This window comes from Streptococcus parasanguinis (assembly GCF_001073155.1).
Taxonomy (GTDB): Bacteria; Bacillota; Bacilli; order Lactobacillales; family Streptococcaceae; genus Streptococcus; species Streptococcus parasanguinis_D.
This window is the reverse complement of the sequence record NZ_JVEE01000007.1, coordinates 1-26,850: the sequence shown is the minus strand read 5'-3', so window position 1 is coordinate 26,850 and position 26,850 is coordinate 1. Positions and strand designations below refer to the sequence as shown.

The 26,850-nt window shown below is 40.1% G+C and carries 35 protein-coding genes and 1 pseudogene; all 36 read left to right on the top strand.

The genetic code is table 11. The features are described 5' to 3' along the window. The first annotated feature begins 11 nt into the window (after window positions 1-11). Window positions 12-827: a bifunctional DNA primase/polymerase gene (locus ADH92_RS00595; protein WP_049495901.1), complete on the top strand. Its 816-nt coding sequence runs from the start codon at window positions 12-14 to the stop codon at window positions 825-827. Continuing rightward, complete coding sequence (locus ADH92_RS00590) at window positions 824-2,152, top strand: virulence-associated E family protein (RefSeq protein ID WP_049495898.1); 1,329 nt, start codon at window positions 824-826, stop codon at window positions 2,150-2,152. The genes ADH92_RS00595 and ADH92_RS00590 overlap by 4 nt, the downstream gene beginning before the upstream one ends. A 370-nt stretch (window positions 2,153-2,522) precedes the next feature. After that, window positions 2,523-2,771 (top strand): DUF3310 domain-containing protein, encoded by a 249-nt coding sequence (locus tag ADH92_RS00585; RefSeq protein WP_239681834.1) that lies wholly within the window; start codon window positions 2,523-2,525, stop codon window positions 2,769-2,771. Then, a complete protein-coding gene (locus tag ADH92_RS11170; protein ID WP_160312901.1) occupies window positions 2,752-2,928 on the top strand; it encodes a hypothetical protein in 177 nt (58 codons plus the stop codon). Before ADH92_RS00585 ends, ADH92_RS11170 begins: the two co-directional genes overlap by 20 nt. Then, a complete protein-coding gene (locus ADH92_RS00580) occupies window positions 2,921-3,439 on the top strand; it encodes a MazG-like family protein (protein WP_049495963.1) in 519 nt (172 codons plus the stop codon). The genes ADH92_RS11170 and ADH92_RS00580 overlap by 8 nt, the downstream gene beginning before the upstream one ends. After that, complete coding sequence (locus ADH92_RS00575) at window positions 3,432-3,941, top strand: DUF1642 domain-containing protein (protein WP_049495894.1); 510 nt, start codon at window positions 3,432-3,434, stop codon at window positions 3,939-3,941. Before ADH92_RS00580 ends, ADH92_RS00575 begins: the two co-directional genes overlap by 8 nt. Window positions 3,942-4,047: 106 nt before the next feature. Beyond that, window positions 4,048-4,482, top strand: a complete 435-nt coding sequence (locus tag ADH92_RS00570; RefSeq protein ID WP_049495892.1) for a YopX family protein — start codon at window positions 4,048-4,050, stop codon at window positions 4,480-4,482. A gap of 2 nt (window positions 4,483-4,484) precedes the next feature. Beyond that, window positions 4,485-4,745 carry a hypothetical protein gene (locus ADH92_RS00565; RefSeq protein WP_049495889.1) on the top strand — a complete coding sequence of 87 codons (261 nt, stop codon included), beginning with the start codon at window positions 4,485-4,487 and terminating at the stop codon, window positions 4,743-4,745. Between the two features lie 140 nt (window positions 4,746-4,885). After that, a complete protein-coding gene (locus tag ADH92_RS00560) occupies window positions 4,886-5,152 on the top strand; it encodes a DUF1372 family protein (protein ID WP_049495961.1) in 267 nt (88 codons plus the stop codon). A gap of 4 nt (window positions 5,153-5,156) precedes the next feature. Next, entirely contained in the window at window positions 5,157-5,321 is a 165-nt protein-coding gene (locus ADH92_RS11165) for a hypothetical protein (RefSeq protein WP_160312900.1), read from the top strand. Next, window positions 5,318-5,707, top strand: a complete 390-nt coding sequence (locus ADH92_RS00555) for a hypothetical protein (protein WP_049495887.1) — start codon at window positions 5,318-5,320, stop codon at window positions 5,705-5,707. Before ADH92_RS11165 ends, ADH92_RS00555 begins: the two co-directional genes overlap by 4 nt. A gap of 232 nt (window positions 5,708-5,939) precedes the next feature. After that, on the top strand, window positions 5,940-6,362 hold the full coding sequence (locus ADH92_RS00550) for a DUF1492 domain-containing protein (RefSeq protein ID WP_239681833.1): 423 nt from the start codon (window positions 5,940-5,942) through the stop codon (window positions 6,360-6,362). A 30-nt stretch (window positions 6,363-6,392) separates the two neighbouring features. Beyond that, window positions 6,393-6,932, top strand: coding sequence for a terminase small subunit (locus ADH92_RS00545; protein ID WP_338322201.1), 540 nt, complete (start codon window positions 6,393-6,395; stop codon window positions 6,930-6,932). Beyond that, window positions 6,910-8,193, top strand: coding sequence for a PBSX family phage terminase large subunit (locus ADH92_RS00540; protein WP_049495882.1), 1,284 nt, complete (start codon window positions 6,910-6,912; stop codon window positions 8,191-8,193). The genes ADH92_RS00545 and ADH92_RS00540 overlap by 23 nt, the downstream gene beginning before the upstream one ends. 7 nt (window positions 8,194-8,200) lie before the next feature. After that, the gene (locus ADH92_RS00535) at window positions 8,201-9,679 is read left to right on the top strand and encodes a phage portal protein (RefSeq protein WP_065426975.1); all 1,479 of its coding nucleotides are present in this window, start codon (window positions 8,201-8,203) and stop codon (window positions 9,677-9,679) included. Next, window positions 9,654-10,619, top strand: a complete 966-nt coding sequence (locus tag ADH92_RS00530) for a minor capsid protein (protein WP_080978938.1) — start codon at window positions 9,654-9,656, stop codon at window positions 10,617-10,619. The genes ADH92_RS00535 and ADH92_RS00530 overlap by 26 nt, the downstream gene beginning before the upstream one ends. Window positions 10,620-10,842: 223 nt before the next feature. Further along, complete coding sequence (locus ADH92_RS00525; protein WP_049495878.1) at window positions 10,843-11,403, top strand: capsid assembly scaffolding protein Gp46 family protein; 561 nt, start codon at window positions 10,843-10,845, stop codon at window positions 11,401-11,403. A 26-nt stretch (window positions 11,404-11,429) separates the two neighbouring features. After that, window positions 11,430-12,326: a phage major capsid protein gene (locus ADH92_RS00520; RefSeq protein WP_049495876.1), complete on the top strand. Its 897-nt coding sequence runs from the start codon at window positions 11,430-11,432 to the stop codon at window positions 12,324-12,326. A 21-nt stretch (window positions 12,327-12,347) separates the two neighbouring features. Continuing rightward, window positions 12,348-12,695 (top strand): HeH/LEM domain-containing protein, encoded by a 348-nt coding sequence (locus ADH92_RS00515; protein ID WP_049495873.1) that lies wholly within the window; start codon window positions 12,348-12,350, stop codon window positions 12,693-12,695. A gap of 6 nt (window positions 12,696-12,701) precedes the next feature. Then, window positions 12,702-13,049 (top strand): phage head-tail connector protein, encoded by a 348-nt coding sequence (locus ADH92_RS00510; protein ID WP_049495870.1) that lies wholly within the window; start codon window positions 12,702-12,704, stop codon window positions 13,047-13,049. Further along, window positions 13,046-13,357, top strand: coding sequence for a hypothetical protein (locus ADH92_RS00505; protein ID WP_049495868.1), 312 nt, complete (start codon window positions 13,046-13,048; stop codon window positions 13,355-13,357). Before ADH92_RS00510 ends, ADH92_RS00505 begins: the two co-directional genes overlap by 4 nt. Further along, complete coding sequence (locus ADH92_RS00500; protein WP_049495864.1) at window positions 13,350-13,697, top strand: HK97-gp10 family putative phage morphogenesis protein; 348 nt, start codon at window positions 13,350-13,352, stop codon at window positions 13,695-13,697. The genes ADH92_RS00505 and ADH92_RS00500 overlap by 8 nt, the downstream gene beginning before the upstream one ends. After that, the gene (locus ADH92_RS00495) at window positions 13,694-14,080 is read left to right on the top strand and encodes a hypothetical protein (protein WP_049495861.1); all 387 of its coding nucleotides are present in this window, start codon (window positions 13,694-13,696) and stop codon (window positions 14,078-14,080) included. The genes ADH92_RS00500 and ADH92_RS00495 overlap by 4 nt, the downstream gene beginning before the upstream one ends. Before the next feature lie 3 nt (window positions 14,081-14,083). Then, the gene (locus tag ADH92_RS00490) at window positions 14,084-14,629 is read left to right on the top strand and encodes a phage major tail protein, TP901-1 family (protein WP_049495858.1); all 546 of its coding nucleotides are present in this window, start codon (window positions 14,084-14,086) and stop codon (window positions 14,627-14,629) included. 56 nt (window positions 14,630-14,685) lie between these two features. After that, entirely contained in the window at window positions 14,686-15,027 is a 342-nt protein-coding gene (locus tag ADH92_RS00485) for a tail assembly chaperone (protein WP_049495855.1), read from the top strand. An 89-nt stretch (window positions 15,028-15,116) separates the two neighbouring features. After that, a complete protein-coding gene (locus ADH92_RS00480) occupies window positions 15,117-15,416 on the top strand; it encodes a hypothetical protein (RefSeq protein WP_239681831.1) in 300 nt (99 codons plus the stop codon). Then, on the top strand, window positions 15,416-18,376 hold the full coding sequence (locus tag ADH92_RS00475) for a hypothetical protein (protein ID WP_204373622.1): 2,961 nt from the start codon (window positions 15,416-15,418) through the stop codon (window positions 18,374-18,376). Before ADH92_RS00480 ends, ADH92_RS00475 begins: the two co-directional genes overlap by 1 nt. A 14-nt stretch (window positions 18,377-18,390) precedes the next feature. Then, on the top strand, window positions 18,391-19,182 hold the full coding sequence (locus ADH92_RS00470; protein WP_049495851.1) for a distal tail protein Dit: 792 nt from the start codon (window positions 18,391-18,393) through the stop codon (window positions 19,180-19,182). Next, entirely contained in the window at window positions 19,179-23,369 is a 4,191-nt protein-coding gene (locus ADH92_RS10405; protein ID WP_080978937.1) for a phage tail spike protein, read from the top strand. Before ADH92_RS00470 ends, ADH92_RS10405 begins: the two co-directional genes overlap by 4 nt. Before the next feature lie 12 nt (window positions 23,370-23,381). After that, complete coding sequence (locus tag ADH92_RS00460; protein WP_049495848.1) at window positions 23,382-23,630, top strand: hypothetical protein; 249 nt, start codon at window positions 23,382-23,384, stop codon at window positions 23,628-23,630. Continuing rightward, complete coding sequence (locus ADH92_RS10335; RefSeq protein WP_053092303.1) at window positions 23,630-24,256, top strand: DUF1366 domain-containing protein; 627 nt, start codon at window positions 23,630-23,632, stop codon at window positions 24,254-24,256. The genes ADH92_RS00460 and ADH92_RS10335 overlap by 1 nt, the downstream gene beginning before the upstream one ends. 9 nt (window positions 24,257-24,265) lie before the next feature. Further along, a complete protein-coding gene (locus tag ADH92_RS00450) occupies window positions 24,266-24,724 on the top strand; it encodes a phage holin family protein (protein WP_049495845.1) in 459 nt (152 codons plus the stop codon). Then, window positions 24,721-25,050, top strand: coding sequence for a phage holin (locus ADH92_RS00445; protein WP_049495843.1), 330 nt, complete (start codon window positions 24,721-24,723; stop codon window positions 25,048-25,050). The genes ADH92_RS00450 and ADH92_RS00445 overlap by 4 nt, the downstream gene beginning before the upstream one ends. A gap of 14 nt (window positions 25,051-25,064) precedes the next feature. Continuing rightward, window positions 25,065-25,484, top strand: a pseudogene (locus ADH92_RS11315) (GH25 family lysozyme); the annotation flags it as partial. Between the two features lie 48 nt (window positions 25,485-25,532). Further along, entirely contained in the window at window positions 25,533-25,802 is a 270-nt protein-coding gene (locus tag ADH92_RS11310; RefSeq protein WP_239681835.1) for an SH3 domain-containing protein, read from the top strand. Next, window positions 25,799-26,578, top strand: coding sequence for a hypothetical protein (locus ADH92_RS00435; RefSeq protein WP_049495841.1), 780 nt, complete (start codon window positions 25,799-25,801; stop codon window positions 26,576-26,578). The genes ADH92_RS11310 and ADH92_RS00435 overlap by 4 nt, the downstream gene beginning before the upstream one ends. The last annotated feature ends 272 nt before the right edge of the window (window positions 26,579-26,850 follow it).

Genomic DNA, 26,850 nt, shown 5'->3' with positions numbered 1-26,850 from the left:
AGTAAATGGGAATGGCTAGCATGAAGCACTACGCTTTACAATATCAAAAGTTAGGCTTTGCCGTCATTCCTATCAACCCTAAAAATAAAAGGCCTATGATAGAGTTCGCGGACAAGCCAAAAATGACAGCGGAAGAAATAGCGGATTTTTGGGACCAGCACCCAAACGCTAACATAGCCTTAAAAACTACTAACTTTTTCGTAATTGATATTGATAAGCATGGAAAAGAAAACGGGTTTGAATCACTCAAACGCTGGAAGTATTTGAACCTAATTGAACCGACCTTGCAAGCCAAAACCGCAAGCGGTGGGAAGCATTTATTCTACTTTAAAAGGGAAGATAGCCCAATCACTCAAATGATCGGTTTTCTTCCGGGGGTGGATATAAAAGCCCATGAAAATAATTACGTTTTGGTAGCACCTTCCGCGACTGAAAAGGGTCAGTATGAATGGGATCTAGAAAAGTCTAGTGAAGGCGGGACAATGGTAACACCTTCTAAGGAGCTGATCCAAGCCCTGAAGAAGACCTACCAAGAAACACACGGGTACAGATCTGAAGGTTTGAAAGACCTGAAAGAAAGAAGCCTATACCGGGAGAAAAACCAAACAACGGATTTATTTGAAACTATCGCGGTAGGTTTTGGAGATGAAGGCGGACGCAATGACAAACTAGCTAAGTTTGTAGGCGGGTTGTTATTTAGGGCCGTGGATGAAGAACACGTCTTAAAACTTGCAGAAATCGCAAACGGAAACAGTTTAAACCCTTTACCTGATATTGAGGTAAGGCGGACGGTTGAAAGTATGATCAAGAAAGATAGAAGGGGGTGAGAGAGATTGGTAATGTAGTAAGTATAGACAAAAACCCTAAATTAGTTTTAACGGCCAGCGGGGATATTAAAAGCACCAGCCCGGCTAACGTGGTAATGTCCCTTAAAGCAGATGAACAGCTAGGGCAATATTTAAGACGGAATGATTTTTCCCAAGAATATGAGCTTACGCAAGAAATCAGGCTAGGAAATACCACGTTTCAAGCTGGGGAATTGCCCGCTAGTTTTGTAAGTGTGCTTACAGTGTACTTTGAAAATAATTTAGGGGTTGTTTATTCACCAAACGCCATGAAAGCCGGCCTTGAAACTTTCTTTTCTGAACGTTCTTACAATCCGGTAATGGAATACATGGAGCGCGTGGCCAAAGAGTGGGACGGCCGGGAACGGATTGGGAAAATGTTTCAACACTATTTAGGTGCTGAAGACACCCCCTTAATTTCCAAGATTGCGGAAATGTGGCTAATCGGAGCCGTGGCCAAAGTTTATGAACCCTTTACCAAGTTTGATTACGTTTTAGATTTGGTAGGCGGTCAGGGCGTGGGGAAAACGTCCCTACTTCAGAAAATCGGCGGGCCTTGGTATACCGACGCCGTGACCGACTTCAACAATAAGGATAATTTTGACATTATGTTAAAAAGCCTGATCGTCAATGACGATGAAATGGTAGCAAGTAACCGGATGTCATTCGCTGAAACCAAAGCTTTTATTTCAAAAACTAGCTTACGTTACCGCCGGCCTTATATGTCAAAGACGGAAGAATTTGCGAAAAACTTTATTTTGGCCCGGACCACAAACCAGCGGGAATATTTGAAAGACAAGACCGGTGAACGGCGCTTTCTCCCCGTGCTGGTTGATGGTTCTAAGCAAAGAAAACACCCTATGGAGATTGAACAAAATACCATAGATCAAATATGGGGGGAAGCTGTTTCGATCTTCAAAGAAGGCTTTGAATTGAAATTTGACGCGGAAACGGAAGAAGAACTTGAAACGTACCGAGAAACATTCATGTATAGAGATGAAGTTGAAATTCAGGTAATGGATTATCTTGAAATGCCTATTCCTTCCCATTGGGAGCGTATGCCGGCACAACGTCAACACCAATATACAGCGTCTTGGTTTGATAATTCTTCAGATGTTGAATTTGGGACGGAAGAACTTAAAAGAGTTTCAACCCGTGAAATTATGTACAACTTATTTATGAAAAATTCAAATGATCGGAAGCTTTCCGCAAAGATCAATTTAATTATTGACCATCTCCCAAATTGGGAGAAAAAAGCTTATAAAGCAAACGGAAAAACTATAAAAGGTTTTGTTAAAATTAACTAAAATATTATAACTTTGTGAAAAAAAATTACGGTAACCGATCGGTAACCTACGGTAACTTTCGGTAACTTTTGGGGTGGAGATCGGTAACTTTTTGGGAGATCGGTAACCTTACGGTAACCGTGAAAACCCTTGGTATTACTGACTTTATTAGTACTAATTATATAAAAGTTACCGAGTTACCGTATTTTATAAAAAAAGTATAAAAATATTTATAAATAATAAGAAAGCCTATTATATCAACGTTTGTTAAAAATAAAATTAAAAAAGTTTTAAAAATACGGTAACCCGGTAACCGGGAAAATTTCACAAACTTTTTGAAAGGATAAATATAGAAAAGGAAAAGAGTTTTGAGCAAGTTTTGACCGAATTTGTGGAGAAAGATTTGATTAATGAGCCGGACCATTACAAAGGCAAAAACGGAATGGAAGTGATTGATGTGATCAAAAACTTTGCGCCATGTCCGGAATATGCTGAAGGGTTCTTTTTTGGAAATGTCGTTAAGTATGTTTTGCAACATTCAAAAAAGAACGGGCTGGAAGATCTAAAAAAAGCCCAAAAATATTTGGGTTGGTTAATTGAGTATTTGGAGCAGGGGAAGAATGAAACGGGAATTAATTGAAGATACGATTCAGAAATATCAAGATTTACTAGATGATGAAGAACATTTTCAACGGTTGAGAAATTTCTTCCCTAGAACAGCGATCCAACAACGGAAAGAACGGATCAGAAGAAGAATTAAAACTTTAAAAGAGGATTTAAAAAATGCGGATGAGTAAAAAAGTAAGTGATCTTGTATTTAGTACAAAGATGTGGTTTATCGCCCGTGGTATCGAACAAGGGGACGTTAATAAGCAAGGCTTGAAATTGATTGAAGAAATGGGGGAGCTGGTTTCAGGTTACCTTAAAAATAAAGAAGACGTTATCAAGGATTCAATCGGTGATGTGGCTGTAGTGGTGATTGGTTATGCCATGATGGCCGGCGTCAATCCGGAGTTTATCTTCTTTGACCGCAAAGAAGATTACCTACCCGACTTTGGCGGGGTTCCCGCTTGGATTTGGATGATGGCAGATAGCGCTTTTCAGGCTAAAGTTGCGCAAGATTTAGGAATTGAAAATACAATCAAATACAACCTTTCAAATATTATTCTTTACTTGGATTTGATTTGTAAGGAATTAGGTTATGATTTTGTGGAATGTTTTGAACTGGCCTATGAAGAAATCAAAGACAGAAAAGGGCGCTGGGTTAATGGTAGTTTTGTGAAAGAGCAGGATTTGGAAGATGAATAAACAAGAACTAATTGAAAAATATGTATATATGAAACGTAATCTTGAAACGTGGGTATGTATTCCTGATATCTTGAAAGATCTGAAACAACTAGACGAACCACAGAAAGTTAAAATTCCTAAATTTGTCGCGGAATGTATTGAATACGCACAGGCAAGTGATTGGGACCTAGAAGATGTTTTTCAAAGTATAGCTAATGAGCTAGATACTTCTGAAATTTCTGTATGGTTTTACTCTAAAAGTGAGAATATGGATACTTTGGCAAGCGCTTGGCTGTATGGGTATGAAATCGAACCGGAAAAACGCTATACAGTAAAAATGAAAGGTATGAACCTAGAATGTGAATACCTATATTTTGGAGAATGTTCGCAAACATGGAAATTTAAGGAAGAAAATGCTTTCGGGGAATTTAGGGCATGTCACACTGAAAAAGAATTAAGAAAAGACGGCTTTGGTTGGGTGTTTAATTGTCCGGGAATTGAAGTAAAGGAAGTGAAAGAATGATATTATCGGATGAAGATTATCTGGAATTTATAAAAGAAGGACAAAAATTTGCTTTGGAGAAACTCAAAGATTATTTCCAAGACGATGTAGAAAAGGAAGTGAAAGAATGATTCCAAAATTTAGAGCATGGGATAAGGTTGACAAAGAAAAATATTTTGCTGATGAAATTAATTTTAATTGTGGGGAATTTGAATCCATTGGAAATGGTATCACGTTCTTACGCGGGGCGGAAAAAATTGAGCTTATGCTTTCCACAAATACTAAAGACAAAACCGGAAAAGAAATCTTTGAAGGGGATATTCTTCAGATTGATTTCATTAAAGCCATTGTACGTTTTGGGCAATACCGCTACTATGACAATGCTGGTAAAGATGTTTTGACAGGTAACGGCTTTTACTTGGAATGTTTGAACGTCATGGATCCGGATTGTATTTCACCTTATGAAACAGATATTCTTCATAAAGCTGAAATTATCGGGAACATTTATGAAAATCCTGAATATGATCAGAATTTTGTAGGGTTCCGAATTAAGGGGGAATAATCATGGCGCTTGTGTATTTGAGAATGTTAGAAAATGATCAAATTAAAAATAATTTTATTATCAATACTAATAATATTAAATCTATTTTTAAATTTCAGGGCGTGAATAACTCAGGTTTTGAAGCGCACCTAATGAGTGGTACAGTTTTTAACTTTAACCAAATTCACTACCAAGGTAATTTTATATACGTTCACACTATGGATCAGCTTTACAGCCTTTTAACTAAACTAGATAGCGGGGTAATTCAAGATGGATCTTCATAATTTCTTATGCTTGCTATTTATTCTTGTGTGGGCGCTGGGCCTTTCGTGGGCTTGTATCGTGGCCTTCCGAGCTAACAGAAAGGGGAAAGATGAAAAATAAAGAAAATATACTGTTTATTCTATTCTTCCCGTGGGCCTTTATGGTTCTTATGGCTACTTGGTCAGTGGTCCAGCTTGAAGGCAAAATTAAAAGACTTGAAAACCAGCCTAAAACGATCATTTACAAGGTTGATAATGCCGGGGGTATAATTGACCAAGCCGGGAAAATAAGCGCTAAAAACGTCCTAGAAGGGCGTTATACGGTGACTATAAAAGGTTATGGGAATTTCCTAGTAACTAAGGAGCAATACGACAGCCTAAAGGTGGGGGATCCTATACCTGATTATCTTAAAATAAGGGGGAATTAAAAAAATGGAATTAGATGAATTAATTAAAAAATACGAATCTTGGAAGCTTCACGCTAGTGATGAAATTGAGTTGGCCTATGTTACTCTTTTTCTTGCGGATATTAAGAGCCTGAAAAGAAGTCACACCGTAGAATTAACTGTAAACCGTGAAGGGGTTCAATTACTATGAGTAACTTTACAGATTTCTTTGAAGAATATGACCGCTTGCGCTTTGAATACCGTTCTACTGAAGACTTCCTTACATTTTTAGGGGTGGAAAATCCGGCAACTTTGGCGTGTAGGTTAAACGCTTATAAACGGAACAAGCTAGTTCCGCCCCCTTCCGTGCTTCAACTTTTTGAATTAGTCATGGATCCGGTATTAATTACTAATTGCATGGCTGATTATCTAAACGAAAATGAAACTCAAAATTGTGGGAAATTCGATAATATGGCTATGGAATACATTGATAAATACCGAAAAGTAGAAACTCAAACAGTCAAAGAAAGAAGAAAAGCCCGGAAAGAAGTTTATAGGAATCTTATCAAAGAAAGGTGCTTACTGCTTGGAGTTTGATTTTTACGCCCGCAAGTTGTAAAAGGCTTCCGGGTGGTTAGTGTATCGAAAATTTTATTAAGAAAGGGGGTTGAAAACTCCTATAAAAATATAAATCTATCCGGGCGTCTGATACACGCGCCCAAAATAAAAAAAGCCGGCGTACTGCAAAACCGACTTTCTCTCACGAAACAAAAATATATTTAATAAGGAGTATTCTTATTATATCATTTTTCAAAAGGAGTTACAGGGTTTGAGTATCAAGGCACAGGAATTACTTGATGAATTGCAAAAATTAGACATTGACATAAAAAGCCGAATGGATGAAATTAATGAACTAGAAGCCGGGCTACTATCAAGCCCTAAATTTCAGGCCGATAAAGTTTCAGGGGGTAAGGGCCGGAAAGTTGATGATGTCTATACACAGTTGATTGTTATGAAAGAAGCAATAGAACAAGATACGGCTAAAATTATTGACAGAAAACTAGAACTTGGTAGAATGATCAATAAATTAAAGGACCCTAAACAAAGGACCGTACTAAGGCTTACTTACATAGTCAAAAAACACGTATTGGATATCTGTAACGATTTGGACGGAATTTCATTACCTACCTATTACCGTTTAAAACGGTCCGCAATTTGTGAATTAAATAAAATCTTGAATGATAGTGAATGACATTCACTGTTAAGGCACGATTTAGGCAATGTGTTACAATGGTATTTGTCAAGTAATGGGGATAAAACAACGGCGTTTTATCCTTTTTTTATTGTATTTTTATCAGAAAGGAGCCAAAAGAATTTGGGAATGACGGAAAGGCAAAAGATTTTTGCAGATCATTATATCATTTCATTAAATGCTACGGAAGCTTATAAGAAGGCATATCCGAAAATTAAAAAAGATGAAGTTGCAAGAGCTAGCGGAAGTCGTTTGTTAACAGATGTTAATGTTAAAAACTATATAGATGAACGGCTTGAAAAGCTAAAATCTGAACGCGTCGCAGATCAACAAGAAGTGTTAGAGTTTCTTACCGCTGTAATGCGTGGTGAAGTCACTGAACCGCTTTTGGTCCTGGACGGTGAAGGTTATCAAAGGATAGTGGAAGCAAAACCATCAGTAGCAACAAGGCGGGCTTCCGCGGTTGACCTTGGCAAACGTTACGGCTTATTTGTGGATAGGCAAGAAATCACCCAAAGAGTGGTAGAAATTGAGCTGGGAAACTGGGATGATGAAGAAACCACAGATTAAAATAAAAATTAAGAATCCAAGCCGGGTTTTTAATAAGCATATTTACGACAAATTAACCGACTATAGCACCTTCACAGAAATTCACTACGGCGGGGCTTCATCCGGTAAAAGTCATGGAGTAATTCAAAAAGTAGTATTTAAGAGCCTTCAGGCTTGGAAATATCCAAGGAAGGTTCTTTTTTTGCGGAAAGTTGGATCAAGTGTTTATGATTCTATCTTTGAAGACGTCAAGCAATGCTTGGAAGCTTGGGGCCTACTTGGTGCTTGTAAGGTTAATAATTCAGCTTACCGGATCGAACTACCAAACGGCGCCCAATTTATTTTCAAGGGGTTGGATAACCCGGAGAAAATTAAGTCTATTAAAGGTATTTCCGACGTAGTAATGGAGGAAGCTTCAGAATTTACTTTAGATGATTATACACAGCTTACCTTGCGTTTGCGGGATAAGAAACACCCTAAGAAGCAGATCTATTTGATGTTTAACCCGGTATCTAAGGTTAATTGGGTATATAACGCCTTCTTTGTGAAAAAGCCTAAAAATACAGTTATCTATCAAACGACTTACAGGGATAACAGGTTTCTTGATGATCTCACAAAGGAAAACATTGAGGAACTAGCTAACAGAAATGAAGCCTATTACAAAATATACGCGCTGGGCGAGTTCGCAACGCTAGACAAGCTTGTATTTCCAAAGTATAAGAAACAACTCTTAAACAAGGAAGAATTAAAACAATTCCCGTCTTATTTTGGCCTTGACTATGGTTTCATAAATGACCCTAGCGCCTTTATGCACATTAAAATTGATGATGAAAATAGGCGTCTTTATATCGTGGAAGAATATGTAAGAAAGGGTCTTACTAATGACAAGATAGCTGAAGCAATAAAGGCCCTTGGATATGCTAAAGAGATTATTAGGGCCGATAGTGCTGAAAAGAAATCGAATCAGGAGTTAAGGAACCTTGACATTCCACGGGTAATTGATGTTATGAAAGGCCCTGGATCAGTCATGCAAGGGATCCAATACATTTTACAGTATGAAATCATAGTTGATGAAAGATGTGTAAAGACTATTGAGGAATTAGAGAATTACACTTGGAAAAAGGACCGGGCAACTAATGAATACATTAATGAGCCGGTGGACAGCTATAACCACTGCTTGGACGCTATGCGCTACGCTATTCAAGATAGAATTTTCCAAGCTAAGAAAGAATTAGACGTTAATAAGACGATTTCAAAAGTTAACCGATTATTTAGAAGGTAGGTAGAAAATGGATCATGTAAATGAATTTGAACACGGTTTAGATATTGAGGTAGGAACTAGAAGCGATTCTTTACGCTTTGACAGTATTTCAAATGAACCGTTTAGATATTCTTCTAGTGAAGCACTACTAGAAACCCCGGAAGGTAAGAAAGCCTTGAAAGATATGTTAGGCGTGTTTTTTGACAGTCAGAAAAAGCGCTTGCGTATTTTGGCTTCATACGCCAAAGGGGAAAACCATAGTATTTTATACGGTAAACGCCGGCTAGACAAAGAAAAAGCCGATTACCGGGTAAGGCACCGCTGGGGTGGTTATATTTCCAGCTTTGCTACTTCTTATGTTATCGGTAACCCCGTAACCGTGGGAGTGCTGGAAGGTGGGAACAAAGACCAGCTTCAATCAATCAAAGAAATTGAATGGAATAATGATATTAACGCCCTGAATAATGACCTAGCCTTTGACGCTTCGGTCTATGGCCGGGCCTATGAATATCACTTCCGGGACCGGGATAATATGGATCGGGTTGTCTTGATCAGTCCCCTTGAAATGTTTGTTATTCGTGATTTAACGGTAGAACAAAACATAATCGGGGCGGTTCACCTTCCAATCTATAACGGAATGGTAAACATGACGGTGTACACCAAAGATCAGGTAATCACCTATAAACCTTTTGTCCATTATTCACCTAGCCTTAAAGTGGATGAAATCACCAAACACAACTACAACGATATTCCGGTTGTGGAATGGTGGAACAATCGCTATAGAATGGGCGACTATGAAAGTGAGATCTCCCTGATTGACGCTTACGACGCTAGCGAATCAGACACCGCTAATTATATGAGTGATCTCAATGACGCCATGTTATTGATTAAGGGGGACTTGGAAGCTATCGGGGCAACGGCTGACAACGTGGCCAAGATGAAGGACGCAAATACGCTACTACTTCAAACAGGTATCAGCGCAACGGGTCAGCAAACGACAGCGGACGCCGGCTATATTTACAAACAATATGACGTAAGCGGAACGGAAGCTTATAAAAACCGTTTGGCGAATGACATTCACCGCTTCAGCCGTATTCCTAACCTAGATGATGATCGTTTCAATTCCACACAGTCAGGTATTGCCTTACTTTATAAGATGATCGGGCTGGAACAGGTACGCAAAGACAAAGAAACATACTTTACTAAGGCTTTGCGCCGGCGTTATGAATTGATCAGTAACATTCATAAGGCTGTTAATGGTCCGGTAATCGAAGCGAACAAGCTGACCTTTACTTTTCACCCTAATATTCCTCAAGATGTTTGGACTGAAATCAAGGCTTACATTGAAGCGGGTGGGGAAGTATCACAAGAAACCCTTCTTAATAATGCAAGCTTTACCGATTATGAAACGGAAATTGACCGGATCAAGAAAGAGGAAGGCGCAAGCGATTTTGAAAGAGTGAAAAGCGTAGGTGTGGCAGATGAATCTGAAGATAGCGGACAATAGGAGATACAACGCCGAACGAAAAGCCCAAACCGCTTTAATGAAACGGGATTTGGAGCGTGAAAGGATCTTGGTTGAAATCTATCAGGAATCTTATGAGCGCCTACAAGCCCAAATAGACCGCTTTTATATCAATTATGCGGGCCGTGAAGGCTTGACCAAACAAGAAGCCATGAAACGGGCTGACAGAATGGACGTTACAAAGTTCAACCGTAAAGCCTATAAAGCCGTAAAAGAAAAAGATTTCAGCCCGGCTACTAATGAATGGTTAAGAGTTTATAACCTGAAGATGAAAGTAAGCCGGCTTGAACTCTTAAAAGCTGAATTAGACTTGGAAATTCAAAACCTGACAGCAGAAACCTATGAAATGTTTGATCAGGCCCGTAGGAGCGAAATACTAAGCGAATTTGAGCGACAAGCGGGGATTTTGGGCAATTCATCCAAGGGAGTGAAAAAGCGCCTAGAAGCGATTTTAGACGCTGATTTTTACGGTGAATCATTCTCTAATAGGGTTTGGGGTAAAACAGGCTTACAGCAAACCTTACAAAAAGATGTTTTTGCTTCTTTGAACCGTATTTATACGGATATGATGGGGTATAAACAAGAACGGGACCGACTAGCCAAGAAATACGGCGCCAGCCGGTCAAGTGCTGAAAGGTTGATCAAGACGGAAATAGCCCGAATCAATGCGGACACACAAAAAGAAATGCTGGTAGCCAATGAGTTTACACATTTTATTTTTGTAGCTGAACCGGGAGCATGTGAAATATGCGCCCCTTTGGACGGCAAGGCCTTCCCGGTGGATGAACTTGAAAAGGGTGTGAATATGTACCCTATGCACCCAAATTGTAGGTGCTCAGGCTATGGACATATCGAACTAAAATATAAAAAGGGTGGTAGCACCTTAAACGATTTTAAACTAAGCGAGGGGGATGAAGAATGAAGCTGTTTCAAAAGATAAAAAGTTTCTTTTTACCTAAACATCCTTTATTGATAACACACGATAAAATTTCAAAATCATTTTTAAAAGGCCTTGAAGAAGGCCTAAAAAAATAAACTGTATATCTTTATACGGTTTTTTATTTTTGTCCAAACCGTGCTGAAGACGTTAAAAGTTGCATGAGTTCGGGGGGGTTGCCCGTAAAAGCGTAGAAAGGAGCCTACTAATGGCAGAAGATCAAAATACACAGGTTGTTGAACCACAATCAGCGGAAATGGTTGAGGAACAAGCTAGCACTCCGACGCAAGAAGCCGAAAAGATGGTATCAGTGGCCGAAATGCAACGCCGTTTGAAATCCTTGGAAGAAAAACATTCCAAAGATACAGCGGACGCAATTTCTAAAGCCTTGGAAAAATACAAGGCAGAAAGCGAACTGACCGGCAAGGAATTGGAAGAATACCGCCGGAAAGAAGCTGAAGCAGAAAAGCAGGCTTTGCTTGACAAGATCGCAGGTTTAGAGAAAGAGCAAACCAAGCGAGAATTGACAGATGAAGCTATTAAAACACTTTCTAGCCGGAAACTTCCGGTCAATGATAAAGTGATTTCTTTTGTTGTTAAAGATACCGCTGAAGGTACTTTACAAGCTATTTCAGACCTTGAAAGCATTATCAGCGAGATCAAGGCTGAATATTCGCAATCTGAACCCCCTAAAGTTTCATCCGAACTTAACGGGGAAGAAAGCGAAGACAAAGGGGACATTTTCCGAAGTTCCCGAATCATTAAATAAGACACCTTAAAGGAGAAATTTAAAATATGACAGTGCAAACTTTTAACCCTGATAAAGTCCTAGTTTCAGAAAAGAAAGACGGAACTTTTACTAAAAAAATGACTGATATCATTATGAAGGACGTAGCAAAAAACTCCGTAGTAATGCAACTTGGACAATATCACGAAATGGACGGCTTGCAAGAAAAAACCGTTTACGTTCAAACAGATGGAGTTTCCGCTTATTGGGTAAATGAAACCGAAAAAATCAAGACTGATAAACCTGAAGTCGTTCCGGTTACTCTTAAGGCTCACAAATTGGGTATTATCCTAGTTGCTTCCCGTGAAGCTTTGAACTATACCTGGGAAAAATTCTTTGAAGACATGAAACCGCAGATCGTGGAAGCCTTCTATACTAAGATTGATGAAGCTGGACTTTTGGGCCATGAAACGCCTTTTGCAAACTCAGTTGCTAAATCCGCTAAAGATTCAAGCCAGGTTGTTGTTGGTCCTATCAACTACGAAAACCTTCTTAAATTGGAAGATAAGCTTTATGAAGCTGACATTAACCCTAATGCCTTTGTTTCTAAAATCCAAAACCGCTCTGCATTGCGTGAATCTCGCGACGGCGACAAGAAAACAATTTACGACAAAGCAACTAATACCATTGATGGTATTACTACGGTTGATCTTAAATCAAAACAATTTAAGAAAGGCGACCTTTTGGCCGGTGACTTTAATAGCTTGATCTATGGTGTACCTTACAACATTAACTTCAAGATTTCTGAAGAAGGCCAAATTTCAACCATGAAAAATTCAGACGGTACACCAATCAACCTATTCGAACAAGAAATGGTGGCAATTCGTGTAACTATGGACATTGCTGTAATGGTTACTAAAGCAAACGCCTTTGCCAAATTGACCGCTACCGCTGAAAGCGTCTAATCAATTAGAAAGAGGTAACCAATGGCCTATATTGTAACCCGAAATATTATCGACACAAAAGATAATAACCGCTTTTATGAAGTCGGTGATTTTTACCCGCGCCCTGATTTTACAGTATCAGGCGCCCGAATTGCTGAATTAGTTGGAAAAGGTGTGATTGTTGCTGAAGGTAAAGCGGAAGCACCAGCACCAGCACCGACTGAAGAAGTGGCACCGGCTGAAGAAGCTGAAGGAACTGAAGAAAAACCACTTGAAAAATTGAAAGTGGCAGAATTGAAAGAGTTACTAGAAAAAGCAGGCGTAGAATATGAAGCGGACGCCAAAAAAGCGGATCTAGTAGCACTTGCCCAAACTATCGAAGGGGAATAAAAGCAGATGGAAGTGGCCCAACTTGCAAAAATTAAACGTCGGTTGGGTATTGATCCGACTGACAATTTAGAAAATGATTTGTTGACTGATTTAGTGGAAGATGCTGAAAGTTATTTCAAAGGCCTGACAGGCACGGCAGAAATAGCTAGTAAGTATAATTTCATGATCGAAAATGTGGTGTATAAGCTATACGGCCGGAAAGGTTCCGAGGGCGTAACGTCTGAAACGGTTGACGGTTATTCTGTTACCTATCAGGAATGGGATAACTTATTCAAACCATACATGGCCATTCTTAACAAAGATTTTGGCCTAGACGGTTCACAGCGTGAGCGTGGAAAGGTGTTTTTCCTATGAAGACACCAAACCGAATTACTTTAATTTACGGGGGACGTAAAAAGTACAATCCGGAAACGGATAAGTATGAAACGGAAGCAAGAAAGGCCGTAATAGTCCCTTGCTTGGTGAATAAAGTCACTCAACCAAAAGTGTTTGAATTGTACGGAAACCGGACAGATACAGTGATTTCTTGCCGGTTCCAAAAAGAGCAAGCGCCTTTTGATCAGGCCGTTTTTGATGGCGATACCTATGAACCTATTGAAGCGATTGACGCCCCTATAAAAGGGGCTGTACGCTTGAAAAAGGTAGGGCCTAACAATGGTTAGTGTTAAATGGCACGGCTTGGAAAAATTGACCATGACCATTTCAAATGCACACCCAAACGCTGTAAAACAGTCTATAGCGGTCTTGAAAAACAACGGTGAGCGCACTAAAGCAGTAGCAAAGAAGAAAGCCCCTGAAGACACGGGCTTTTTGAAAAATCATATCACTACTTCTTACCCGGGAATGGAAGCACATATTCACGCACAAGCCGGATATTCCGGATATCAGGAATATGGGACCCGGTTTCAGCCGGGGACGCCATTCATGCGCCCGGCAGTTCAGGAAATTCAACCGCAATTTCAAGAAGACATGACCAACGTAATGAAAGGGGTGTTTAAATGACGCCAAACCATGAATTATTTAGATTAATTTATCAGTTGGCTGAAGCAAAAGTACCAACTTTTGATTTTTTGCCGGAAGCTGGTACAAAATACCCCTTTGTTTATATTGGTGAAAATACGGCACAGGAAGCCCAAAATAACGACCTTTGGGGGACAGTGGGCCAAACGGTCCACATTTACGCTACAAGGCAACAGCGGGCCGTTTTGGACGATATTTCGGCCTATTTAGAAACGCTTGTCAAGAATATTTCCGGAAAGTGGGAATATAACTTGAATCACACTACGACAGATAAACAGATCATACCCGATAACACAGATGTCCGGCCATTGCTTCATGTGGTTTTGGACTTTTCTTTTACCTATACAAAAAAAGGAGAAAAATAACTAATGGCAGAATTAATGCAAGGAAAAGACTATATTGCATTTTTCCGACGCGTCAAAGATCAAAAGAAACAAGACGCCGGAAAAGTAAGATTTCAAACGGAATTAACTTTGAACGCTGAAAAAGAAGTAGAAACCACGAAAACAAAAGACGGAGTAGTTAACTCAGTTTCAGACGGTGAAACTTCAGGCGAATTTACTTCACTTGCTTACCGTGAAGATAAAGATACGGTCAATATGTGGAAAGAAATGCGCACATGGTTCCGCAATACGGATAAAATTGAAGTTTGGATCGTGGACCTCGCAAGCAAGTTTGAAGAAGGCGGAAAGGAAAAATATGATGTGGAATATTACCAAGGATTTTTCAAAAACTTTGAAATTTCCGCGCCCGCTGATGATAAAGTAGAACTTACTTATGAAATGGCTATTGATGGAAATGGTGTGATCAGCACTGACACGCTTACAGAAACCCAAAAATCAGCCATTAACAAGGCACAATACGAATACCACACTTTGGCTAAAGAGGGTGAAGGTACAGGGTTACCAGCCTAATTTTTCAGGGGCTTTAAAAGCCCCTTATTTTTTTGGATTTAAAGGAGAAATAAGACATGATTTTAAACATTGGGGGAAAAGAATATACTTTACATTTTGGAATTGGTTTCTTGCGTGAGATGAACAAGCTCCATTCAGCAGAATTAGAAGGAATGAAAACCGGTTATGGTGCTATGACACTATTCAATGCCGGGAAAGCCTTAAATGACCCTTTGGCCTTTATCGACGTGATCAAGGCTGGAACAGTTACGGAAGCGCAAAAGCCTTCAAATGAAGCTATTGAGAAATACCTTGAAGAATTGATCCTGAATGAACAGTATGACAAAGTTATTGAAGACTTGGTTAATGAGTTAAAAGCGTCACCCCTACTCAAAAAGGCAATGAACCTAGTAGAGTAGGGAACTCCGACCCGTCAAATTCCAACTTTGGCTATGATGAAGCCCTAGCGCTCCTTATTGCCCGGCACGGTATGACCTTCCGGGAAGCAATGCGGACAACGCTAGAAGAATTTGAAATTTATAACATGGCCTACGCTATTCAGCAAGAAGATAAGCGCCTAAACTCCGCTATTCAGGCTTGGTTTAATCAATCTGTTAAAGCGCAAAAAGGCCGGGGCAAGTCAGCCCGTCCAGCGTTTAAGAATTTTGAAGAATTTTATAACCATAAAGAAGAATTTGACAGGATTTTCCAAAAAAATCAACCTACAAAAGAAACCGTACCGCCTAGAAAACTAGACATGGCGGAACGAAACAGATTAATTAATCAAGCAAGGAAAGGGGGTAATTAATGGGAGCAGATTTTGACGTAACGGCCATACTTAAAGCGAACGTTTCAGATTTTAGAAGTGGTTTAAAAGAAGCCCAAAGTTCTTTGGAAAGCTTACGGAATCAAACCGGGTCAAGTCTTGAGAAACTAAGCGGGTCCCTTCATGGTGTCGGTGATTCCATGATGAAAGTAGGGGCCGGAATGACAGCCGGTTTCACTTTGCCGGTAGTTGGTGCTATCGGTGGAGTTGTCAAGTCTTTCGCAAGTCTTGAACAGGCCGTAGGTGGTATTGAAACCATGTTTAAAGGTTCCGCTGATACTGTTATCAAAAATTCAGAAACAGCATACAAGCGTGCTGGTGTTTCCGGTGTGAAATACATGGAGCAGGTAACTTCATTCAGTGCTAGCTTGCTTCAGGGGCTTGGTGGAGATACCGCACAGGCCGCCAAATATGCGGATATGGCTATAGTTGATATGTCTGATAATGCTAACAAGTTCGGTACTAACATTTCAGACATTCAAAACGCTTACCAAGGTTTTGCAAAAGATAACTATACCATGCTTGATAACTTGAAGCTGGGGTATGGTGGTACACAGGAAGAAATGGCCCGGCTGGTTAATGAATCCGGCGTAATGGGTGACAGCTTCAAGGCTACGGCTAAAAACGTGAAAGATATTCCGTTTGATAAACTGATCCAAGCTATCCACGTTACACAAGAACGCCTAGGAGTAACCGGAACCACGGCAAAAGAAGCAAGTGAAACAGTTTCCGGATCCTTTGAAGCTATGAAAGCTTCAGCTCAAAACCTTGTGGCCGGCCTTGGTCAGAAAAACGCTGATATCAAGGGCCTAATGCAAAACTTAAAAGATACAATTATCAACTTTAAGAATAACATTGTACGGGTTTTAGGCACAATTTGGGATAACTTACCACTTTCACCACTTCAAAAATGGATCGGCGCTATTGTAGTTTCCGCTGGTCCAATCCTTACGGTAGTAGGTACCATTACTAAAGTAGTAGGCGGAATTGTCGGAATTGTTAGTAAGGTTTCAGGCGCTATTTCAAGCCTAATAGCTGGTTTCCAAAGTGCAACGGCTGGGGGTTCAGCTATTTCCGGCGTGTTTGGTTCAATCGGTACCGCTATAGGTTCCATTTCCGCCCCGGTTTGGGCCGTAATTGGTGTTATTGGGCTATTCGTGGCCGGTTTAGTGGGCTTGTATAAGTCTAGTGAGGAATTTAGGGACAAGGTTAATTCAGCCTTTCAGGCTGTTTCTAAAGCTGTTTCAAGCGCTATTAATGAAGTAGTGGCCTTTGTAAAACAGATCTTTGGAAGCCTGATTTCTTGGTGGAATGAAAATCACCAGCTTATTCTTCAGACGGCTGAAACTGTATGGAACGCCATTAAATCGGTAGTAGAAACGATTGTAAACGCCATTGCCCCAATTATTGAAGCCGGATGGAACGCTATAGTTCCAATGGTTAAAACTGTTTGGGACTTGATCAAGAATGTAGTTGAAACCGGTTTGAATGTCATTCTTGGAATTATCAAAATGATCATGCAGATCATTAACGGCGATTGGTCCGGGGCGTGGGAAACGCTCAAAGGGATCGCCTTGAGTATTTGGGAAGGTATCAAAACGGCGGTAGGAATCGCTGTTCAAGGCCTTACTCAAGTTATTCAAGCGGGGCTTGAACTATTGAACCAAATTTGGACAGCTATTTGGAATACTATTGTAGCGGTGGTTGGCCCTATTTGGGATGTGATTGTGAATTTAGTTACAACAGCGGTTACAGCGGTTTGGAACGTAATTCAAACAATCATGACTACAATTTCAGATGTTTGGAATACTATTTGGAACACACTTTCTACAGTAGTTTCAACAGTTTGGGACGCTATTTCTCAAACAGTTACAACAGTATTTACAGCTATTTGGAACACCATTCAAACAATCCTTAACACCATTTCAGAAATTTGGTCCAATATTTGGAACAGCATTAAGGCGGTATTTGCTGGAATCTTGCTCACTATTGTGGGACTTGTTACAGGTAACTTTGATCTTATCAAGCAAGCCATTACAGGCGCTTGGAATGTCATTGTACAAAGTACGCAAGCTATTTGGAATACTATCGTTTCCTTTTTGGGTTCAATTTGGAATGGTATCACTTCAACAGCAACAGCAATTTGGAATGGAATAAGTTCGCTTATCTCAAATGTGATGAACGCTATCTTTTCAACTATTTCAAGTATTTGGAATAGCATAAGTTCATTCATTTCCGGAATTTTAAGCGGTATTTCTTCAACCGTTTCAAGTATTTGGAGTGGTATAACTTCTTCTATTAGTAGTTTTATGTCTAATATCGGAAGTACAATCTCAAACGGCTGGAATACTGTAGTAAGTACCGTTACTAGCGCCGGGTCCCGTTTGGTTTCAGCAGTTAAAACAGCCTTTACAAATGCGGTGAATGGCGCTAAAAACTTTATTAGTGGAGCAATTAACGTTGGTAAAGACTTGATCCTAGGGTTTGTTAAAGGTGTAACCGGGTTTGCCGGAAAACTTATTGACGCCGTGGGTGGTGCTGTTAAAGGCGCCATAAATTGGGCCAAAGGCTTGCTGGGTATTAAATCACCTTCACGGGTATTCCGTCAATTCGGGGTATACACTGACCAAGGTTTCATTATCGGGGTAGACAGCAAGGCCGAACAAGTAGCGAAATCAGTAGGAAACATGGCGCAAGGCGCTATTAATGCCTTTACTGATAAGGACCTATCAGGAACATTCCAAGATGAATTAAGTTCCGTGGATGGAGCGCTAGGAAGCCTTACCGCTTATGATCCAAACGTTAACTTTGAAGGTGGTAGCCTGACAGTCGGACAACAGCCGGCAGATATCACCTTGAAGCTTGGTAATACAGCTTATAGAGCCTTTACGAATGACATTACCAATGAACAAGAAATGGAATTAATTTTAGATAGTTACTAGGAAGGGAAAAAAATATGTATAATTACGCTAATCTGAAGAAATTAGATCAAGCCGTTACAGTTTTAGAACCTAGCGACAATCTAATTATTAACGGTCAACCCCTCAATAATTTAATTGAGGGGTACCGCCACTTAACAGTTTCAGGCCGTGGCCTATTGGGCCGGAATGTTTCAACTACCAAGGTTACAGGCCGGCGCGGTGTTTGGGTGGATGATTATGAGGATGAAGAGCGCACCCTGGAAATTAAATACCAACTTACAGCGGACACCAGCGCACAAATGCGGGACAAGTTCGCTAAATTAAACAAAATTTTAAGGACACACGCCCAAAGCGGATTCCTTGAAATTTCTTTCATGGATGAACCGGAATATATTTACTATGGTTATTTTAACGGGGCAGATAGCTTTGAAGAAACTAGCCTAAGTATTGTTAGTAAGTTCAGCTTATTAATTCCGGATGGATATAAGAAGAAAAGGCCCCAAACTTCAACAGGGCCTATTTCTCTTATTGACGCCGTGGAAGTCTTACCGGAATCAATTACAGTCACGCCGTCAAAAACCACTGACCGGGTGCAGATTGTGAACGGATCTAAAGTTATTTCTTTTTCGGGGAGCTATGCACCAGGGCAAGATATTGTGATTTCTTTTGATCCGGATGAAGTTAAGGCAACCTATGGAAACCGGAATATTTTGAGCGAATTAGACCGATTCAGCCCGCTGGAATTGTTTAAAGTCCGGGACGGTGACACAATCACCGCGGTTAATGCAGTAGTAAAAAAAGTAGTTTGGAGGGATGAAAGAGCGTGATTTATTTATTTGATAAAGAGGAACAGCTTATCAAAGTAGTGAGAAGAAACGCTATCAAGTCAGCACTTCAAAAATACGCGCTTACTACTGATAACTACGTTTCAGATCGTTTGACAGTTGAGATGAAGGCATTAAATGATGATGAATTTGAAAAGGTGGAGTTTATGGCCATTCAATCAATGGAAAATACACACCTTTTTCATTATTTTTATATCGCCCAAAAATCAACTAAAGGGGAAATTTCAACCTTTACCGGTGTTCAATCCGGTATTGAAGAACTACGGAAAACCCCGGTATTTGATAAGCGCCCTAAAAACACACCGGCTAAACCGGTGATCAATGAACTCTTACAGGGTACGAATTGGCAGGCCCGTTTTGTGGCCGATACCACAAACCACAGCACGAATTTTTACTATACTTCAGTATTTGACGCCCTTAAAAAACTTTGTAAGGTTTGGGGCCTTGAAATGCAGTTCTTTGTTGAAATGAACAGCAACGGCCTGGGCGCCCGGTACATTGATTTTAAAAAGAAAATCGGTGAAGCCGTAGGGAAACGGGTAGTCTATGGACATAATGCGCTAGAGATCCTGAAGGAAGTAGAAAGGACTAACATTTTTACGGCCTTAATTGGACGCGGTAAAGGTGAACAGGTTTCAAGCGCTGAAGAAAGCGGAAAAGGTGGGGACGGTTACGGCCGAAAAATCACCTTCGAAGATGTGGTCTGGTCCAAAGCTAAAGGGGACCCGCTGGATAAGCCTAAAGGCCAAAAATATTTAGAAATTCCTGAAATGACTAGGACTTACGGGATCAAAAATTCAAACGGCACAATGCGCCCTAAAATCGGTTTTACTGATTTCAATGAAGAAGAAGACCCGAATGAATTGATTAAGTTGACTTACCAAACCTTGATTAATTCAGCCCGCCCACAATTAACCTTGAAAACTTCAAGTGTTTACTTGCGGGGCGTAAAAATCGGGGACACTATCCGGGTAGTCCGACATGATAAGAAGCTAGATTATGATACACGGATTTTTGAAATTACTTTCAACCGTTTAAATGATCAGTCTAGTGATATCAAGTTAGGGGATCAGATCGGTGAAAGTTCATCTTCCAAGGTTCAGGCGGTAGCTGATAAAGCAGTAGAAGAATTTATCAATAATGAATTTAATAGCTTTATTGAAAACTTGCCGGACTTTATCAAAACGGCGGACGGTTATAACACGAATTGGTATAGTACCGAAGATCCGGTTAAGAAATACCCTAAAAAGGTAATGATCAACGATATTTGGTACAAACCGGACCCGGAACATGAAGGCCATAAAATCATGTACCGCTGGACCGGGGAAGTTTGGGAAGAAATTCTAAGGACTTACAATGAAGTTAGTCTAAGGGAAAAAATTGATCAGAAATTCAATGAGCTGAAACAGGCTATGGACCAGCAAAGCGCCAAAACTGAACAACAGATCAATGACGCTTTGAATAAATCCGGGCTTGGTAAACTTGCGGACGACGCTAAGAGGATAGCGGAACAAGCAAAAGGCGAACTTGAAGCGATTAAACAGCAAAACCAAACGGCCCAAAATGAGCTAACTACTTTTAAAACAAAGGTTCAGGCGGATTTAGACGGCAAACCAAGCAAAGCGGAAGTAACTGAATTGATTGACGGGGTGAAGGAGAAATTCACTACTAATATCGGTTTGAGAAACTACGTTTTAGGCACAGGGAAGCCGGCAGACGTCGGGAATAATACCAAACTTTACACGTTTTCAAAAGATTCCCACGGCTGGGGAACTGATCAAAAGTTAAGACTTTCTTTTGATTATCAGGCGGAAGACGCTGTAAAGAAATTCCGTATTAATCGGGTAGTTAGATACAAAAACGGTCAGGCACAGTGGGATTTTGCAATAAACAACCTTACAACGGGGAAAGCTTTCATTGATGTTTCTAGCGAAAAATCCGGGAAGTATTCAGAGCCTTTTATTTGGAAACCTTACAATCAGGGGAACCCTGAAGACATTGAAAGCATTGAACTTTATTTAAACCTTGATGAAGGCAGTGGTAACGTACAGATTAAAAATTTGATTGTTTCCGCTGGAACGAATGAAACTGATTGGGTACCCGCCCCGGAAGATCAAGAATATTTAGTAACACAGGCACAAGCTGAATTTGAAAGAACAGCGCAAGGCCTAAAGACTAAATTAGACACGATTTCTACAAACTTTAACCCGGACGGCACAACTTCAGAAAAGTTTAACCGCTTTTTGGAAACTAAAACCGCTGAAGGTATCAGCCGGGAGCGCGCTGAATTTGGGAAAAATTACGTTGCTAAAAATACTTATAATGAAAAAATTAGTGAGATTGAACAGAAGTTTAATCAAACAGATGGGCAATTAACACAGTTTGCGACTTATAAGAACGGCTTGGATGGTCAGTATGCGACAATTACCAAAGAACTTTCAGACAATAAGCGGGCTTATAGTGATTTTGCCCGGACGTCGGATGTATTTGTACAGGCCTTTGGTACCGTGGGGAGTGAAATAGCTAGCAATATTTCCCGGATGTTATTAAATGATCGAATTTTTCAAACGGAAGTTGGAAAATACGTAACAGATGATAATAATCTGATTGTTAATTCAATGACTATGACAACCAACACCCTTATTAATAATACAGATTCAGGCCGTTCAGTAAGCCTGAATGATGGTGTATTTGATATTAAGGTAAGCGGTGCAACTAGCTACACTTTTACAGGTTTTTCATTGCCTATCTATGTCAAGAAGATTTATCGCGGTGAAACCTATACCTTGGGTTTTAAATACCGCTTTAAAGAGTATCCGGATAATAATTTTGCCTTCAATGTGAAAAATCACAAACTTAATAAAATTTTGTTATATGCAGATATTGGTAAGAATAGGCCCCCTTTGGAAGAATGGCAAGAATTTCAGCAAACTTTCACGGTCCGGGAAGATTTTGCTTTTGGTGAAGATCGTAATTTTCCTTTTTACATTTACCTGGTTAAAAATGGCTGGGTAGAGTTTAAAGAACCTATTCTTGTACGAGGATCCAACACAGGGCCTTACAAACCAAGTCAATTTGATGATGCTTATAAGGCCAGCAATGAAGCAAAAAGCCTTGCTAGTGACGCACAAGCGAAAGCGATTCAAGTTGCACAAGGGACTGAAGCAGTCCGGACGCAAGTAACACAGCTAAATAATAGCTATTCAATCCGTAGTTTAACAAACGCCGGGGACGTGCTGGGGCAATTAAATTTGAACCCGGACGGCTCAATAAGAATTAATGAAGGTTTGCTTTCAATTGGTGAAAAAACCTATATTAAAGATGGTGTTATTAAAAAATCAATGATTGGAAACGCCCAAATTGACACGGCCCACATTAAGGAAATTGACGCTTCACAAGCTAACATTTTCAATCTGAATGTTAATAATATCAACGGTTTAAACGCTGAATTTATTAAGGCTAAGATTGAATATGCCTTGGTGGATTGGTTAAAAGGGAAAATAATTTCCGCTATTAATGGTAAAACCGTGCTTAACCTAAATGACGGCCGTTTGTCTTTCCATGATAATAACACCGGTATTTTCCGGGATGAAGCGAACGCGTCAAGCCAAGGGATGATGTTTCTTAATAACCCGATTTCCCTAGGTAATAGAACCGCAATAAATAGCCGGGTAGTTATCGGGGCTGACCGCCGGGATAACGACGTGAACAGGAATTGGAACCGCGGGGGATTCAACGGAATGATCGTGGACACTATTCGCGGGACGATTTCAACGGAACACGATAATGCGGATAAAGTAACGCTTGTAGGTGACCGAATAAAATTCACACACTCTTACGATTACGACCCAGCGACCAATTCCAACCCTTACGGGTGGCAAATTAACACATGGCTAGATCCTACTATTTTGCCTTTTGGTACTAATAGCCGGGGTTCTAAAATCTTTTCCGGTGATTTCAAACTTTTGAATAAAAGTACCGGGACAGATGGTTTCTGGTTGCGCGAAGTGTTAAGAACTCTTATTAATTGTTGGCAACACTTTGCAAATGTCAATTATACAACAGCACACTCAGGGACCGGAGCCGGTAGGCACAACCACACCTTAAACGAGTCGCTAGTAATCGCTTTGAGAAGTGAACTCCAAAAACTTCAAAGCTATGGAGTATAGAAAGGAAAATCAATGAACGAAGATTTTTATAATGGTGTACATTCTGAACTAGCTTCAGAAATTGGGCAAAAAGCGGTAATTATTGCGACACTACAAACGCAAGTAAAAAGTTACCACGAATACACCCAAAAGCTTGAAGGTGAGAAACAAGACCTTCAGAAAGTAAAAGACGAATTACAAGCAGATTTTGAAGCCCTTCAAAAAGAAAAAGAAGAACTTCAAAACCAACTCAATGAATTAAAAGTAGAAGGAGCTGAATAATGCGGACTTATGCAGTAGTAGGGAAATACCCGGTATATGATGAAGATGGAAAAATCACACACACAGACATTTCTTTAAACGCAACTAGTGGGGGCTTTGATAGCTTCACCCAGCGAGTAGCGGGGGATCACCGGAACAAGCCGGACGCTGAAGCGATTGAACTTGCTAAAGACGCTTACTTTAAGTCTGAATACGCCGAAAAGGCAATGTCTGAAAGCGTACAGGAAATTGACAACTTGAAAGTCAAAGCTAAGGAACGAGATTTAAAAGTACAGGCGCAGAAAGAACAGCTTGAAACCATTAATAAGCTAGTTGAAAACAACGCTAAATTGACACACGTTTCAATTCTTAATGCTGTTATGTCCAAAAATATCACTTATGGAACTATCTATAAACAGTATATGGACCTTTTGCCTATTGCCAAAACCGGCGACACCTTCCAAACAGATGATTTATTTGTATTGGAAGATCCTAGCCATGAAGAAGTGGACGGGGAAGGAATTAAGATTTTAATTCAGGCCCAAAAAGCCTTTACCTACAATGGCGAACCAATCAGCGAATTTATGAAAGGTGGCAAGCTGGAACTAGGAACAGCAACAGCATGGCCTTTTGTTGGAAAGGAATAAGGGTGACTTGTGGAAGTAATTGAACCGGATGGAATTTTTGGAATTTTTGAGGTGGTTAAGGACTTCTACGCCCACGGGATTGATGAACATTTTATCGTTTTTGCCTTAATGCTGATCGTGGCCCTTGATATTGTTTTAGGAGTATCAAGGGCGTGGGCTTACCATGACTTTTCTAGCCGTAAATGGCGGAAAGGTTTAGTCAGTCACACGGCCATGATCCTGATAACGGCGATTGGGTACCCGTTCGCGTTATATATGAATCTAGCGCCCATTGTGGACGCTTTTATAATGGCCATGATGGCGGCCTATGGATCCAGCATTTTGGCTAGTTTGTCAGCGCTGGGCGTAGAAATTCCGGGCCTTGATCGTTTTGTAAAACAAAACATAGATCACGAAAAGTTTCAACTAAAAGAAGGACTAGAAGAACCTAGTAAATTAATTAAAAAGAAAAAAGGAAAAAAAAGATGAATCAAATTACTGATATCGTTGTAAGCGGGGCTATGAGTATTCTAGTAGTGTTAGTTGGTATTGTAGTTAATTCCGTTAAACAGTACCTTTTAACCCGTGGCGGGAAGAAAGCACTTGAAACCGCTGAAATCCTAGCTAAGAACGCCGTACAGGCTACGGAACAAGTAGCCGATAAATTGGACATTCACGGCGCTGATAAGCTAGAACACGCTAAAACAAGCCTTATTGAAGGCCTTGAAGCTTATAACATTTATTTAACTAATGATCAGTTAAATACATTTATTGAATCGGCTGTAAAAACAGCTAATGACGCTTGGAAGAAATAACAGGGGCTTTAAAAATGGATAAAATTCAACTATTTCAAAATGAGGTGCTGGGCTACGGCTTTGATATTGATGGATCTTACGGGTGGCAATGCTGGGACGGTTACGCTAAATATTGTATTTGGCTAGGCGTTCCCTTTGCAAACTGTACCAATTCCGGCTATGTGAAAGATATTTGGGAACAGCGTTATAATAACGGTATTCTTGATTATTTTGATGAAGTAGAAAAGCTTGAAGGCAGTGAAGTTTGTATTTTCACGGAAAACGAATGGACCCCGGTTTCACACGTTGCTATGTTTGTAAGTGACATTGACGGAAACCAAGGCTGGTTCCTTGGTCAAAACCAAGGCGGAGAAGCCGGGCCAAATGGTGGTGGTGCTTTCAATCTTATGGCCTTCCCTTATTCAACTCTTTACCCTACAGCCTTCCGACCTAAAGGCGAACCACTTCCAAAAGAAGAACTCAAAGAGATCGTTACGGAAGTCATGGAAAGCCATGAAGTACCATTCTTCCCTGAAGAAGCTACTTTCACAGTGGGAGATAGCCCTATCAATGTCCGCCGTTATCCGGATTTAACCGGTGAAATCGTGGCGACTTATCAGCCGGGTGAAAAGGTTCATTACGATTCCAAAGGTACCAATGCAGGTTATCGCTGGATCTCTTACGTGGGAACTTCCGGAAACCGCAATTATATGGCTATCGGTCCCGTGGATGAAGCCGGCAACCGTACTGATCTATGGGGTATGCTGGAATGATGGGAATTAATTCTACAAACTTGAAGCAAACCAAAGGCGGGGAAATTGTCAAACAGGGCGATTTTGCTTCAGTCTTTGAATTTGATTTACTTGATTATGCTGGAAAGCCTATTGAAGCCCTAGACGGGCAAAATGCAAAAGTAAAACTTGCCGGATCAAAAGGGAAACTAGTGATTGAAACCACAGTTACAGGGTCCAAGGTGAATTTTAACATTTCAAAAATCTTACCGGTTGGAGTTTATCAACTTGAAATTGAAGCTGGTGACTATGTTTTTCCGAGCGACCAAAGCGCCAAAATTGACGTTATTCAGTCGGTTGAAAACTATCAAGCGCCTGAAGTTGTGGAGCTTGGAAAAGTCAATATTCAACATGAAATTTCCGAATACTTGGCCATTCACCCCGTGGATATTGCTGAAAACGTTAAACGTTATTTAGAAAGTCACCCTATTCAGTCTTATAATGATAGCGCCCTAGTCCAGCGAATTGAAGCGCTGGAAGCTAGACCAGCCGGGCAAGCGGTGGATCTGAGTACCTACCTAACTTCAGATTTTGCTTATCAAACCTTTGTAAACTATACAGCGCTTCAAAGTCAAATGACGGAAACCATTAAGAACAAACATTTAGAACTAGGCTTGGACGCTTTAATAGATACCAAACTAGCGAATGGCGGGGATCCGTTTCAGACTTTGAGCAAGGCAAAGGAAACCTTTGCTACTAAAGAAGACTTGACAAGCTTGATTTCCCGGATCGAAGCCCTAGAAAATAAAAACCAATAACGGTTAACCCCTTCCAAATGGAAGGGGCTTTTTTTATTGCTGTTATAACGGAAAATTTTAAGATTGTCTATTAGAATAGACAATAAAAAAAGAACTGTTTTCAGTTCGCTTTTTTAACTATACGGGCAAGAAAATGAATACGGTTTTGAATACGGTTTTTATTAACCATTGAGAATTAACAGATAACTATTAAAATTAGAAAACCTTGTTTTAAAGGCTTTTAAAGTATTAATAGAAATTAATAGAAAGCATTTTTGAAATATGCTAAAATA